The following is a 13,194-nucleotide window of genomic DNA, read 5'->3' as shown; positions in this document are numbered from 1 at the left end:
GACTGTGATTCGCTGTTGGCCTGCCGGGGTGGGGGGCACCGTCAGGGCCATTCAGATGCATGGAGAGCTGAAGCTCGACGGTGATCGCCTCAGTACTCGGCCACGACGGGTGGTGGCCAGCTGGCGCGGCGCCCCGTGCGACGCGGGCGCGCCGGAACGGGGAAACTAGACGCATGCTGCCTGTCGGAGTCGCCACCGGAATCGGGTCGATGCCGGGAACCGATGCCGCCGAGGCGTGCGCGGTGGTGCTGGGGGAGCTGACCGGCCTGCCCCACCTGCCCGAGCTGCCGGACCGTGGCCTGGGCGCGGACCTGATCGGACGATCGGCGGCCATGCTGGTCGACATCCCGGTGGAGTACGTCCCCAGCGGGTACCGAGTCACCGCCCGGCCGGGCAGCGACCATCGGCGCGGTGTCGACCTGCTGCGCTGGGACATGGACGCCATGCAGGAAGCGGTCGAGAAGGCGGGCGAGGCGCCGAAGGTGATCAAGACCCAGGTGGCCGGGCCGTGGACGCTGGCCGCTGGGATCGAACTGCCGCGCGGGCACCGGGTGCTCACCGACCACGGAGCCGTCCGCGACGTCACCGAGTCGCTGGTCGAGGGCGTCCGCGCACACGTCGCCGAGCTGAGCAAGCGCACCGGTGCCCAGGTGATCGTGCAGCTGGACGAACCGACCCTGCCCGCCGTGCTGGCGGGTTCGCTGCCCACCGCCAGCGGCTACGGCACCGTGCCCGCGGTGGCCACGGCCGACGCCCGCGAGGTGCTCGCAGCCGTCATCGAGCCGCTGGAATCGGCTTCCGGGGCCCCGGTCGTCGTGCACTGCTGTGCCCCGCAGCCCCCGATCGCGCTGCTGCGCGCCGCAGGCGCCGGTGCGGTGGCCATCGACGCCACCACCATCGACGGCGCTCCCGGTGCGTTGCTCGACGAGCTCGGCGAAGCGTGGGACGACGGTGTGGTGTTCGTGCTCGGCCTGGTGCCGGCCACTGAGCCGGAACACCGCATCGGCTTGCGAGACGTCGTGCAGCCCGCATTCGACCTGACCGGCCGGCTCGGCTTTTCCCGCAGCATTTTGGCCGAGCGCGCGATCGCTTCCCCGGCGTGTGGGCTGGCCGGTGCCTCGCGGTCCTGGATGCGGCGAGCCATCGCGCTGGCCGGGGACGCGGCGAAGGCGTTCGTGGAGCCGCCGGAGAATTGGTGAGCAGTCCGGCGGAACGCCGGACGCGGCCAGGTCCGGACCGCTACGGTGGCGTCATGAGTTTGTTCCGCCGCCTGTTCGGCCGAGATCGTCCCGCTCCGGCCACCCGGGAGCAGCCGACCGACCCGCAGCTGGCGGCCGAGGAGTTCTGGCGCGGCTGGTACGAGCTGCTGCCCAGGCTGAGCGCGGCGCTGGGGGAGCGCGAACCCCACCGGGTGGAGCACGAGCTGACCGAGCTGGTCGCGGCGATGCACCCGGACCTGCAGTTCTCCATCGACCGGGGCGAGCGGGCGATCTATTCGCTGGTCGTCACCGGCCAGGAGGATCCGGCGCTGCGCCCGTACACGGATGCATGGAAAGCGGCCGCCCCGCCGGACGACCCGATCTGGGAGTTCCACGACTCGGTGCCTCCGGTGCCGGACCCGACCGAGGTGACGGTCAACCTGGGCGAGCACCGCATCGCACTCGCCGACGTGCGGGTCGTCGCGCAGGTCGACGAGCAGGAAGAGCAGGTCGACGTCGCCGTCCACCATCCGCTGATGTCCGAGCTGAAACCGGATCAGCGGGAGACGATGACCTTCCTGCCGTTGGACGCCACGCTCGGTGAACGGCTTGCCGGCCGGTGGCTGCGGCGGGTGGAGACGGCGGAGAACGAGCCGGAGAACGCCATCACGCTGCTCGAGCTGCGGGATCTGGTCCGCAAGCTGGACGGCCGGGAAAACGGCGAGGACCACCAGGCCGCGCCGAGCGCAGGCGATGCCGAGGACGGCGCCTCCGAAGCCCGGGACCAGAAGGCCGAGGACGGCAAGTCCGGCGACACTCGTGACGCCGATTCCGGCGATTCCGGGGAGTGAGCGGCCGGCCGTCCCGGGGAAGTGCGAAGCCGTCGGTGACGGGCACTAATCTGCCTACGTGACCGATCGAGAGGAACACCCGGAGGCGGAGCACCCCGACGTCGAAGTTGCCGAGGTTCCCGCGGAGATCCGGCAGCGGCATCAGGAACTGGCCGAGGAGATCCGCGGTCACCAGTTCCGCTACTACCTGGAGACGCCGACCATCTCCGACGCCCAGTTCGACGAGCTGATGCACGAGCTGGAGCGCATCGAGGCGGCCTATCCCGCGTTGGTGACGCCGGATTCCCCGACCCAGAAGGTGGGCGGCACGTTCTCCGCGGAGTTCGCCACGGCCGATCACCTGGAGCGGATGCTCAGCCTGGACAACACGTTCTCCGCCGAGGAACTGTCCGCGTGGCTGGACAGGGTGGAGCGCGAGATCGGGACCAGCTCGCATTTCCTGTGCGAGCTCAAGATCGACGGTCTCGCGGTCAACCTGCTGTACGAGAACGGCAGGCTGACCAGGGCGCTGACCCGTGGTGACGGCCGCACGGGCGAGGACGTCACGCTGAACGTCCGCACCATGCGGGACGTCCCCGAGCGGCTGACCGGCACCGACGAGTTCCCGGTGCCGGAGCTGATCGAGGTGCGCGGCGAGGTCTTCTTCCGGGTGGAGGACTTCCTCGAGCTGAACGCGAAGATGATCGAGGCGGGCAAGCCGCCGTACGCCAATCCGCGCAACACCGCTTCGGGGTCGCTGCGGCAGAAGGACCCACGCGTCACCGCGTCCCGGCCGCTGCGGCTGATCTGTCACGGCCTGGGCAAGCGGGTGGGCTTCGAACCCGAGCGGCAGTCCGAGGCGTACCGGGCGCTCGCGGCGTGGGGCCTGCCGATCTCTCCGTACGTCAAGGTGCTGGCCACCCGGGAAGAGGTGATGCGCCACGTCGACTACTGGGGCGAGCACCGGCACGACGCCGAGCACGAGATCGACGGCATCGTGATCAAGGTCGACGAGGTGGCCTTGCAGCGCAGGCTGGGCACCACGTCGCGGGCGCCGCGGTGGGCGATCGCGTACAAGTACCCGCCGGAGGAGGCCACCACGACGCTGAAGGACATCCGGGTCAATGTGGGCCGCACCGGCCGGGTGACGCCGTACGCGGTGATGGAGCCGGTGAAGGTGGCCGGGTCGACCGTGGCGATGGCGACGTTGCACAACGCCAGCGAGGTCAAGCGCAAGGGTGTGCTGATCGGCGACCGCGTCGTCATCCGCAAGGCGGGCGACGTCATCCCCGAGGTGCTGGGGCCGCTGGTCGAGGTGCGGACCGGGGACGAGCGCGAGTTCGTCATGCCGACGCACTGCCCGGAGTGCGGCAGCGAGCTGCGCCCGGAGAAGGAAGGCGACGTCGACATCCGCTGCCCGAACGCACGGGCATGTCCGGCGCAGCTGCGGGAGCGGCTGTTCCATCTGGCGGGCCGTGGCGCATTCGACATCGAGGTGCTCGGCTACGAGGCCGCGACGGCGTTGCTGGAGTCGGGCGTGGTGGCCGACGAGGGGGACATCTTCGACCTGGACGAGGAGAAGCTGCGCCAGGTGGACCTGTTCCGGCTCAAGTCGGGTGAGCTGTCGGCCAACGGCAAACGGTTGCTGGCGAACCTGGAAGCGGCCAAGGACAGGCCGCTGTGGCGGGTGCTGGTCGCGCTGTCCATCCGGCATGTCGGCCCGACCGCCGCGCAGGCCCTGGCCAGGGAGTTCGGCTCGATGCAGCGCATCCAGGAGGCCACCGAGGAAGAACTGTCCGCGGTCGACGGTGTCGGCCCGACGATCGGCCGGTCGGTGCGCGAGTGGTTCACCGTCGACTGGCACCAGGAGGTGGTTCGCAAGTGGGCGGCGGCCGGGGTGCGGATGGAGGACGAGCGGGACGAGTCCGTTCCGCGCCACCTGGAGGGCCTGTCGATCGTGGTGACGGGAACGCTGCAGAACTACTCGCGCGACGAGGCGAAGGAAGCCATCATGGCGCGCGGCGGCCGGGCGGCGGGCTCGGTGTCGAAGAAGACCGCGTTCGTCGTCGTCGGTGATTCGCCCGGGTCGAAGTACGACAAGGCCGTGCAGCTGAAGATCCCGGTACTGGACGACGAGGGCTTCACCGTGCTGTTGCAGGAGGGCCCGGAGGCGGCCCGCAAGGTCGCCGAGATCGGCGGGGAGCCGGCCTGATGAGCGATCTTCTCGTACGGCCCGCCCGCCCCGAGGAGTACGAGCGGATCGGAGAGCTGCGGGTGCGCGCCTACATCGAAGGCGGCGTCATCGAGCCCGATCTGCCGTACGTGCAGCATCTGCGCGAGGTGGCCGAGCAGGCGAAGACGGCCGACGTCCTGGTGGCGACGGACGCCGAGGACAAGGTGGTGGGCACCGTGGTGGTGGCTCAGCCGCCGTCGCCGGAAGCGGAGATCGCCAAGCCGGGCGAGCTCGAGTTCCGCATGCTGGCCACCGACCCGGAGGCGAAAGGCCGGGGTGTCGGCCAGACGCTGGTCGACGCCGTGCTGGAGCAGGCCAGGGAGCGCGGCCTGAAGCGGGTGGTCCTCTCCGTGGCCGACCACAACGACCGGGCCATCCGGCTGTACCAGCGGCTGGGTTTCCGGCGGTTGCCGGAGCGCGACTGGAGCCCGCTGCCCGGTGTCGATCTGATCGGTTACGTGCTCGATATGACAGCTGAAGCGGCCGCGGGCGGCTCGCATGGGCAGTGACGGCCGTCGGCCGGAGAGCACTGCTGGGGCCGACTCGTCCGCTGGGGTCGCCGCCCAGGTCACCGTGCGCGTGGCCAGGCCGGAGGAGTACCGGCGCGCCGGCGAGCTGGTCTTCGAGGCGTACGACGCCGACGGGCATGTGGCCGCCGATCCGGATCCGGAGTTCGGCGCCGAGCTGCGCGATGCCGCGACTCGCGCCGAACACGGCGACCTTCTGGTGGCCGAGGGCCCCGGCGGGCGACTGCTCGGGACGGTCACGGTGGTGCTACCCGGCAGCCCGCTCGCCGAAGTGGCCCAGCCAGGGGAGGCGGAGCTGCGCATGCTGGCCACGGATCGAGCTGCGCGAGGCCGTGGGGTGGGTACGGCGTTGCTGGAAGCCGCCATCGCGCGTGCTCGCGCGGCGAACGCCCGCCGGATCGTGCTGTCCACGCTGCCCACGATGACCGCAGCGCATCGGATGTATGCCCGGCGCGGGTTCGTCCGGGCCCCGCACCGCGACTGGGAGCCGGCGCCGGACTATCCGCTGCTGGTGTTCGAGCTGGAGTTGTAGCTCCGTCGCTCGTCTGAAACGAGTTCTCCGGTTCGGCACGGCCGACGGTGGCGGGATGACGTTGCGGCCGGTGCCACCCGGCCGGGAGCGAACCCGGCACGCGCGGGATTGCTGTCCGGCGCTTGGGGGGGGGGCGGGTTCCCGGGCCGGCACCGGGCGCGCCGGGGTGGTCGGGGTGAGGTCGCCCGCGCCGCAGGGGCTACGTGGGCCACGCACCATTTGTCCGGCCACGGTCGCCAGGTTCCTTCGTGGGCCGCGGCTGCGTGATGCCCGCGCGCTGCGTGCCGTGTGTCCGCTGGACGGCTGCGGTGCTGGGTGTCGCGCGCTCTCTGTACGGCCTCGTTTTCTAGGCGTTTGCGCGTTCTCCGTCTTGCGTCGGCCGCCCGGTGTCGTGCGCTTTCGTACCGCGGCGGCCGCCAAGACTCGTGTGCTGTGTCCGGCCGCGGTCGCCGGATGGCTCCGTCCGGCCGCGGCCACTCGGTGCCGCGTGCCGCTCCTTTGTCAAACCCAGGCTGCGGCAGCTACCTGCCGTGCGCCTTGTCGTCGCCCTGGCCGCTACGACTTGGGCCGGTCGCATGCGGGAAGTCAGCAAGCACGTCCAGGGCCGCCCTGGTCGGGTTGCCGGCGTAGCGGCTGGGGAACACGTCCCGGGTGCGCCATCCGACCTGGCGGAGCACACGCTGCCGGTCGACATGTGCCGCCGGTCCGTCGGGGTGGACTCCGCAGATCAGCCCGACCGCATCGGCATCGTCGCCGAGGCAGATGTCGACCGTCCACCGGCCGACGGGATACCCGGTGCTGACCGTGGCGCCCGCGGCCGCCAGCTCGGCGGCGACGTCCTCCGCCCACTGGGGCACCGACGACGAGCGCGGTGGGGTGGGAGGGTGCTCGGCGTAGTCGAGGAAGTCCGCGATCAGCCCTGGTTCGCCCGCTTCGAGCGCGGTCACGACGTGCAGCTTCTGTCGCGCTCGGGTCAACAGCACGTTGAACAGGTTCTTGTCGGCCGCGAATCGCTGTCGTGATGGCGCGTCGTCTCGATGCACCCCGAGCGAGACGACCACGGTGTTCGCCTCGCTGCCCTGGAAGGAGTGCACCGTGCCGCATCGCAGCCGGTAGTCGATGATCTGGTCTGCGCTGTAGGCGGCGAGCAGTTCGGCTTCGATCCGGTCTGCCTGTGCGCGGAACGGTGTGATGACAGCCAGATCCCGCACCCCTTCGTCCAGCAGCTTGGCCACCAGCTCGACGGTCGCTTGCAGCTCGGCCTCGCTGATGCCGTCCACGGCGGGGCCACCGGAGACGTGATGAACGTCGATAGCGTCGACACCGTGATTGCGCGGATGCCGCGTGGCGGTGGAGACCCGGCCACGGTAGAAGCGCTCGCTGGAGAAACCGATCAGGTGCGGCACGCTGCGGTAATGCTCGTGCAGCATGGTCACCGGGGTGGCACCGGCAGCAAGATCGAATGCGCTGTTGCGCCGCACGTCGAGCCGGTCGGCGATGCCGCCGAGCCCGTGCTCGTCGATCACCGCGGTGACGTCGCGGTCGGCCACGAACGAGACGAACCGCAGCTGCTGGGGATCACCGGCGATCACCGCGCGGCGTCCGCGCGCCAGCACACCGGCGGCCCGGATTTGGTCGATGTGCGACGCCTCGTCCAGGATGACCAAGTCGAACATGCCCGCGTGCTGCGGCAAGAGGTCCTCGATGTCGGTGACCGTGCCGATCCACAGCGGCAATGCCCGCAACAGTGCCTCGGTGTCGATGTCCGCCAGCATCTGGCGTCGGCGGTTCCGGCCGGCCCGCAAGGCCGTGCCGAGCGCGGCCATGGCACGAACCGCGTCCCGGTCGCGCCGGCTTTTCGCGGTTGCGGCTTTGCGCAAGGCTTCCCCGCGTGCCGTGCGGGCGGACTCCTCGGCTCGCGCCAGACGCTCCCACAGCTGGTCGAGGTTGCACCCGCCCTGTGCTGACAAGCGGCCGGCGGCGCTCAGGTCCTTGGCCACCGGCAGCAGCAGCGCGATCTCGTCCACAGGCAGCGAGGAGCGGGCCATGTCGCGCAGGCGCCGTCCGGCGCGGCGGGCCCGCCAGCGGGCGAACCACCCACCGGCGGTGGATCGGGCCCGCTGCACCAGTTCTTCGGCTTGGCCAAGGTCACGGCCAGGTTCCAGCAGGCCGGGGGCGTCGTTGAGCACCGCCGCATCCGTCACCGCGGCGCGTGCCGCGGCCGCCTCCAGCTCCAGCTGCTCGGTGATCTCCCGCAGCAGCGCACGAACGGTGCGATCGGCAAGGTCGGCGGACGATTCGGCCGCGCGCACCTCCTCGGCCGGACTCCCGCTTTCCGCGCCCGAAGTGAGGTCGTCGATCAGTTGCCCGCGCTTGTCGGCATCGCCGAACAGGACCGGGCTCGGCCCCGGCTGCCTGGACAACAGCGTGTTGAGGACTTCGGCTGCGTGAACCGTTTGTGTCGCCATGAGCACGGTCCGGCCGTGGGCAACCGCGTCGAGCGCGATGGCCACCAGGGTGTGGCTCTTACCGCAGCCGGGTGCGCCTGACACCACGCTGATCGGGTCTCGCCGTGCTCGCAGCAGCGCCGTCCGCTGATCCGGGTCGAGCGGCAGCACGGACGAAACGTGCTCCTGCCGCTCCGCGGAGCCGTCGTGCTCGGCGACCTCGGCTGTCCCAGCGCCGTAGAGGTAGCGCAGCGAGCTCTCCGCAAGCCCCGGTCGCCGAGCCCACGAACGAAGGTGGTCGGCCACCGCAGGTGCGGAAGCGGCTTGCGTAGTGAACAACGCCGTTGCGGCCACGACCACAGTCTCGTCAGAGGCGGTGGGTTCGCCTTCGATGCGAGCGTCTGGGAAGCCGGCACTCGCCGCTGCCTCAGCCAGCCACGACCTGGACTGCTCGTCGTTGCCGTCGAAAACCGGAGGCAGCGTCGATTCCAAACGTTCCGCAGCCGCCGAGTCCGCGATGGCTCCGGTCAGCTCGATGTCGCCAGCCGGCTGGATGCGGTACCCCCGCAGCGTGCGCTGCAACCTGACCGGCTGTGTCACCAGCGGCAGGCGAGCTCGCTTGCCATCCTCTCTGGCGAAGTGCACGATTCCCCACGCTCGGCGCAGGATCCGTTCGTCGCGGTGCAGGGCATCCAGGGCGGCGAGCCGGTCGGACTTGCCCCCTCTGGGCAGCTGTGCGTCCCACTCCGGCAAGAAGGTCAGCTGCGCGCTGCCGGGGACGAGCTCGTCGGACTGCCTGCGGGCAGGCGCGAGATCGGCGAGCGCGGAGAACACCCGGCCCATGAACTCGTCGTCCACGCTCCCACCGGCGCCACCCGGCGTGGCCGATCCGGGGTCCCAGGTCATGGCAGCAACCTACCGGCCGGGCGGGTTTGCACGCCCTACGGACTTCCACTCGGTTGCAACCGACCCGCGTCTTCGTCACTCCAACGTCCACCGAGCACCTGAGGTGATGTGCATCACATTCACGCAGCCGGTACAGCGACGCGCCGGTGAAGAGTGTCGAGAACTGGGAACTTTGCGATTTGCCCGGCTGACAATCGCACACGGAAGCAGTCCGATCATTGTGGAGTTCGCGCAAGGCAGGCTACCCGCCTCCGAGCCGACGAGCTCGGGCTACGCGATCCGAGGGCGAGAGAGCTACCCGTCCAGCACGACGGCCACGATCCCCGCGAGATGAGCCAGCCGGGCGACCTCGGCAGCGCGGAACGACGGCCCGCCCGGCCTGCCGAGCAGCAGCGCCCGGTCCGGCTTGCCGAGCGGGGTCGCGGCCAGCTCGGTGCCCAGCTCCCGCCACGGCGTGGGGATCCACTCGTCCTCCGCGTCGAGCACGGTCGCCCGCTCCAGCGGCAACCACGGCAGCGAAGCCAGCTCGCTCTCCGGGGCGGCGGTCGAGGCCGCCAGCCGCTGCACGCCCTCCGGCGTCTCGGCGAGCACGAGGGCCCAGCCAGCGCGGAAGATGCGCGGCACCCCGTCGGCGAGCTTGTCGAGGCCGTGGCGGGGGTCGCCGGCGATCTCCTCGACCAGCTCGAGCTCGCGGTGGGTGTTCAGCCCGCCCGCATACGGCCGCACGGCGTCGACTTCGACTCCCTCGACGCTTTCCGCCGCCGTGATCAGCACGTCCGGCAGGCTCCCGTTGGGCAGCTCGACGACCAGGTCGTCGACGGCCACCCCGTCGCCGCGCTCGACCACGTCGACACTGAGAATGTCGGCGTTGATCGCGCCCAGTGCGGACGCCACCGCGCCGAGGGAACCGGGGTTGTCCGGCAGTTGCACTCGAATCAGGAATGACACGGGTACCTCTTGCTATCGTGGCGGCCATCGCATCGCTACCCGCGCGGGCCGCCGTGGCTCGCGGCAAACGTGAGCGCGCGAAGGCGTCGTCTCGGCGTCCGTGTTCTGACGGTAGCGAATTCACCTCGCCGAACAGAACCCGGTATCGGCTGCTGGACCCGGTTGTCACCCCGCCGCCCCCGTCACCCGGCCGACGTCGGTCGTGGCCAGGGCCATAGACTCGACCTCGACCATCCGCCCGAGGACCATCGACCGGGGGTTGAGCGCGTGTCCACCATTTCCCGCGACGAAGTCGCACACCTGGCCAAGCTGGCCCGGTTGGCCGTCACCGAGGAGGAGCTGGACCTGTTCGCCGGCCAGCTGGACGTCATCCTGGACGCGGTCGCCAAGGTCAGCGAAGTGGCCACCGACGACGTGCCGCCGACCTCGCACGCCGTGCCGCTGACGAACGTGTTCCGCGAGGACGAGGTGCGGCCCGGGTTGACGCAGGACGAGGCGCTGTCGGGGGCCCCTGCGGCCGAGGACGGGCGCTTCCGGGTGCCGCGGATCCTGGGGGAGGAACAGTGACCGAGGTGACCAGGATGACCGCGGCCGAGCTGGCCGCGAAGATCCACGCCGGCGAGTTGAGTGCGGTCGAGGTGACGCAGGCGCACCTGGACCGCATCGCCAAGGTGGACGACCAGGTGCGGGCGTTCCTGCACGTCGACGCCGAAGGCGCGCTGGAGACCGCCCGCAAGGTGGACGAGGACATCGCCGCTGGGCGGCCCCCGGCCTCGCCGCTGGCCGGTGTTCCGCTGGCCCTCAAGGACGTGCTCACCACCAAGGGCGTGCCGACCACGTGCGGGTCGAAGACGCTCGAGGGATGGATCCCGCCGTACGACTCGACGGTGCGCCGCAAGCTGCGCGAGGCGGACGTCGTGGTGCTGGGCAAGACCAACATGGACGAGTTCGCCATGGGTTCGTCCACCGAGAACTCGGCGTTCGGCCCGACCCACAACCCGTGGGACACCACGCGCGTGCCGGGCGGTTCCGGCGGCGGCTCGGCCGCGTCGCTGGCCGCGTTCGAAGCGCCGCTGGCCATCGGTACCGACACCGGCGGGTCGATCCGCCAGCCCGCGGCGGTCACCGGCACGGTCGGCGTCAAGCCGACCTACGGCTCGGTGTCCCGCTACGGCCTGGTCGCCTTCTCCAGCAGTCTGGACCAGGCCGGGCCGTGCGCCCGCACGGTGCTGGACGCCGCGCTGCTGCACGAGATCATCGCCGGGCACGACCCGCTCGACTCCACGTCCATCGACGCCCCGGTGCCGCCCGTGGTGGCGGCCGCCAAGCAGGGCTTGGACGGCGACCTGTCCGGCGTGCGTGTCGGCGTGGTGAAGGAGTTCCAGGGTGAGGGCTACCAGCCCGGCGTGCTGCGCTCGTTCGAGGCCGCGGTGCAGCAACTGCGTGATCTCGGTGCGGAGATCGTGGAGGTCTCCTGCCCGCACTTCGTCTACGCGCTGCCCGCCTACTACCTGATCAATCCGAGCGAGTGCTCGTCCAACCTGGCCCGTTTCGACGCCATGCGCTACGGCCTGCGCGTCGGCGACGACGGCACCCGCAGCGCGGAAGAAGTCATGGCGCTGTCCCGCGAGGCGGGATTCGGCGCCGAGGTCAAGCGCCGCATCATGATCGGCACCTACGCGCTGTCCGCCGGGTACTACGACGCCTACTACGGCTCGGCGCAGAAGGTGCGCACGCTGATCATCCGCGACTTCGAGTCGGCCTACGAGAAGGTGGACGTGCTGGTGTCGCCGACGACGCCCACCACCGCGTTCAAGCTGGGCGAGCGGGTCGACGACCCGATGGCCATGTACCGGGCCGACCTGTGCACCATCCCGGCGAACCTCGCAGGCAACGCGGCGCTGAGCGTGCCGAGCGGCCTGTCCGACGACGACGGCCTGCCGGTCGGCCTGCAGGTGATGGCGCCCGCGTTGGCCGACGACCGGATGTACCGGGTCGCCGCCGCCTACGAGAAGGCGCGCGACGCCGCCACCGGCCGTGGAGTTCTCGACCAGATTCCGGAGCTGTGATGACCGCTGCGACTCTGCTGCCCTACGACGAGGTGCTGGAGCGGTTCGACCCGGTGCTCGGGCTCGAGGTGCACGTCGAACTGAACACCAGGACCAAGATGTTCTGCGGCTGCGTCAACGAGTTCGGGGGCGAGCCGAACACCCACGTGTGCCCGACGTGCCTCGGCCTGCCCGGTGCGCTGCCGGTGGTCAACGGCAAAGCGGTCGAGTCGGCGATCCGCATCGGCCTGGCGCTGAACTGCACGATCGCCGAGTGGTGCCGGTTCGCGCGGAAGAACTACTTCTACCCGGACATGCCGAAGAACTTCCAGACGTCCCAGTACGACGAGCCGATCGCCTACGACGGCTACCTGGACGTCATGCTGGACGACGGCGAGGTGTTCCGGGTCGGCATCGAGCGTGCCCACATGGAGGAGGACACCGGCAAGTCGGTGCACGTGGGCGGCGCTACCGGCCGGATCCACGGCGCCGAGCACTCGCTGCTGGACTACAACCGTGCGGGCGTGCCGCTGATCGAGATCGTCACCAAGCCGATCGAGGGCGCCGGGGCGAGGGCGCCCGAGGTGGCCCGTGCGTACGTCACCGCCCTGCGTGAGCTGATGCTTGCCCTGGGCGTCTCGGACGTGCGCATGGACCAGGGCTCCATGCGTTGCGACGCGAACGTGTCGCTGCGGCCGAAGGGGCAGCAGGAGTTCGGCACGCGCACCGAGACGAAGAACGTCAACTCGTTGCGCAGCGTCGAGCGTGCGGTGCGCTACGAGATGCAGCGCCAGGCGGCGGTGCTCGCCGGGGGCGGCACGGTCGTGCAGGAGACCCGGCACTTCCAGGAGGCGGACGGCACGACGTCGCCCGGCCGCCCGAAGGAGACGTCGGAGGACTACCGCTACTTCCCGGAGCCGGACCTGGTGCCGGTCGCGCCGAGCCGGGAATGGGTCGAGGAGTTGCGCAAGACGCTGCCGGAGCCGCCGTGGAAGCGCCGCAAGCGCATCCAGGAGGAGTGGCAGCTGACCGACGAGGAGCTGCGCGACCTGTTCAACACCGGCGCGGTGGACCTGGTCGCGGCCACCGTGGACGCGGGAGCCCCGGTCGACGAGGCGCGCAGCTGGTGGGTGCAGTTCCTCACCCAGCAGGCCAACGCCCGTGGCGTCGAGCTCGCCGACCTGGCCATCACGCCCAAGCAGGTGGCGAGGGTGATCGAGCTGATCGCCGAGGGCAAGCTGACCAACAAGCTGGGCCGCCAGGTCGTCGAGGCGGTGCTGGACGGCGAGGGCGAACCGGACGAGGTGATCGAGGCCCGCGGGCTGAAGGTCGTCTCCGACGACGCCGAGCTGAGCAGGATCGTGGACGAGGCGCTGGCCGCCCAGCCCGACGTGGTGGAGAAGATCCGCGGCGGCAAGGTGCAGGCCGCGGGCGCCATCGTCGGTGCGGTCATGAAGGCCACCCGTGGCCAGGCGGACGCCAAGCGGGTGCGCGAGCTGGTGCTGGAACGCTGCAAGTAGGGCA

Annotated in this window: 10 protein-coding genes; 8 read left to right on the top strand and 2 right to left on the bottom strand. The window is 70.7% G+C overall.

Annotated elements, in window-relative coordinates:
• The first annotated feature begins 173 nt into the window (after positions 1 to 173).
• The 5 genes from YWY_RS0104675 to YWY_RS0104655 are packed head-to-tail and all read left to right on the top strand — an operon-like array spanning position 174 to position 5,321.
• The gene (locus YWY_RS0104675) at positions 174 to 1,199 is read left to right on the top strand and encodes a uroporphyrinogen decarboxylase/cobalamine-independent methonine synthase family protein (RefSeq protein ID WP_038044507.1); all 1,026 of its coding nucleotides are present in this window, start codon (positions 174 to 176) and stop codon (positions 1,197 to 1,199) included.
• 53 nt (positions 1,200 to 1,252) lie between these two features.
• Positions 1,253 to 2,050 (top strand): hypothetical protein, encoded by a 798-nt coding sequence (locus YWY_RS20310; protein WP_245566554.1) that lies wholly within the window; start codon positions 1,253 to 1,255, stop codon positions 2,048 to 2,050.
• A gap of 58 nt (positions 2,051 to 2,108) precedes the next feature.
• Positions 2,109 to 4,241: an NAD-dependent DNA ligase LigA gene (gene ligA / locus YWY_RS0104665; protein WP_028846654.1), complete on the top strand. Its 2,133-nt coding sequence runs from the start codon at positions 2,109 to 2,111 to the stop codon at positions 4,239 to 4,241.
• Entirely contained in the window at positions 4,241 to 4,771 is a 531-nt protein-coding gene (locus YWY_RS0104660) for a GNAT family N-acetyltransferase (protein ID WP_028846653.1), read from the top strand. The genes ligA and YWY_RS0104660 overlap by 1 nt, the downstream gene beginning before the upstream one ends.
• Positions 4,761 to 5,321 carry a GNAT family N-acetyltransferase gene (locus YWY_RS0104655; RefSeq protein ID WP_084608938.1) on the top strand — a complete coding sequence of 187 codons (561 nt, stop codon included), beginning with the start codon at positions 4,761 to 4,763 and terminating at the stop codon, positions 5,319 to 5,321. Before YWY_RS0104660 ends, YWY_RS0104655 begins: the two co-directional genes overlap by 11 nt.
• A 521-nt stretch (positions 5,322 to 5,842) precedes the next feature.
• On the opposite strand, the gene YWY_RS20305 is transcribed toward YWY_RS0104655, so the two are convergent.
• Together YWY_RS20305 and YWY_RS0104645 are read right to left on the bottom strand one after the other, a co-directional pair.
• Entirely contained in the window at positions 5,843 to 8,674 is a 2,832-nt protein-coding gene (locus YWY_RS20305; RefSeq protein ID WP_084608936.1) for a DEAD/DEAH box helicase, read from the bottom strand.
• Between the two features lie 294 nt (positions 8,675 to 8,968).
• Positions 8,969 to 9,622 (bottom strand): ACT domain-containing protein, encoded by a 654-nt coding sequence (locus YWY_RS0104645; protein ID WP_028846651.1) that lies wholly within the window; start codon positions 9,620 to 9,622, stop codon positions 8,969 to 8,971.
• Between the two features lie 267 nt (positions 9,623 to 9,889).
• On the opposite strand from YWY_RS0104645, the gene gatC reads away from it, so the two are divergent.
• From gatC to gatB, 3 genes are read left to right on the top strand one after another with little or no spacing between them, the layout of a single operon-like run.
• Positions 9,890 to 10,189, top strand: a complete 300-nt coding sequence (gatC, locus tag YWY_RS0104635; protein ID WP_028846650.1) for an Asp-tRNA(Asn)/Glu-tRNA(Gln) amidotransferase subunit GatC — start codon at positions 9,890 to 9,892, stop codon at positions 10,187 to 10,189.
• The gene (gene gatA / locus YWY_RS0104630) at positions 10,186 to 11,691 is read left to right on the top strand and encodes an Asp-tRNA(Asn)/Glu-tRNA(Gln) amidotransferase subunit GatA (protein WP_028846649.1); all 1,506 of its coding nucleotides are present in this window, start codon (positions 10,186 to 10,188) and stop codon (positions 11,689 to 11,691) included. Before gatC ends, gatA begins: the two co-directional genes overlap by 4 nt.
• Positions 11,691 to 13,190 carry an Asp-tRNA(Asn)/Glu-tRNA(Gln) amidotransferase subunit GatB gene (gatB, locus tag YWY_RS0104625; RefSeq protein ID WP_028846648.1) on the top strand — a complete coding sequence of 500 codons (1,500 nt, stop codon included), beginning with the start codon at positions 11,691 to 11,693 and terminating at the stop codon, positions 13,188 to 13,190. Before gatA ends, gatB begins: the two co-directional genes overlap by 1 nt.
• Positions 13,191 to 13,194 lie beyond the last annotated feature (4 nt).

Origin of the sequence: Thermocrispum agreste DSM 44070 (assembly GCF_000427905.1) — a bacterium.
In the GTDB taxonomy this organism is placed as follows: Bacteria; Actinomycetota; Actinomycetes; order Mycobacteriales; family Pseudonocardiaceae; genus Thermocrispum; species Thermocrispum agreste.
The sequence above is the reverse complement of the archived record's forward strand: the minus strand, read 5'-3'. Positions and strand labels throughout refer to the sequence as shown.

What these genes read in the sequence shown, in the direction of transcription:
- YWY_RS20310 (WP_245566554.1), top strand. Translation starts at nt 1,253, where the DNA reads ATGAGTTTGTTCCGCCGCCTGTTCGGCCGAGATCGTCCCGCTCCGGCC.
- YWY_RS20305 (WP_084608936.1), bottom strand. Translation starts at nt 8,674, where the DNA reads ATGACCTGGGACCCCGGATCGGCCACGCCGGGTGGCGCCGGTGGGAGC.
- YWY_RS0104675 (WP_038044507.1), top strand. Translation starts at nt 174, where the DNA reads ATGCTGCCTGTCGGAGTCGCCACCGGAATCGGGTCGATGCCGGGAACC.
- YWY_RS0104660 (WP_028846653.1), top strand. Translation starts at nt 4,241, where the DNA reads ATGAGCGATCTTCTCGTACGGCCCGCCCGCCCCGAGGAGTACGAGCGG.
- YWY_RS0104655 (WP_084608938.1), top strand. Translation starts at nt 4,761, where the DNA reads ATGGGCAGTGACGGCCGTCGGCCGGAGAGCACTGCTGGGGCCGACTCG.
- gatB (WP_028846648.1), top strand. Translation starts at nt 11,691, where the DNA reads ATGACCGCTGCGACTCTGCTGCCCTACGACGAGGTGCTGGAGCGGTTC.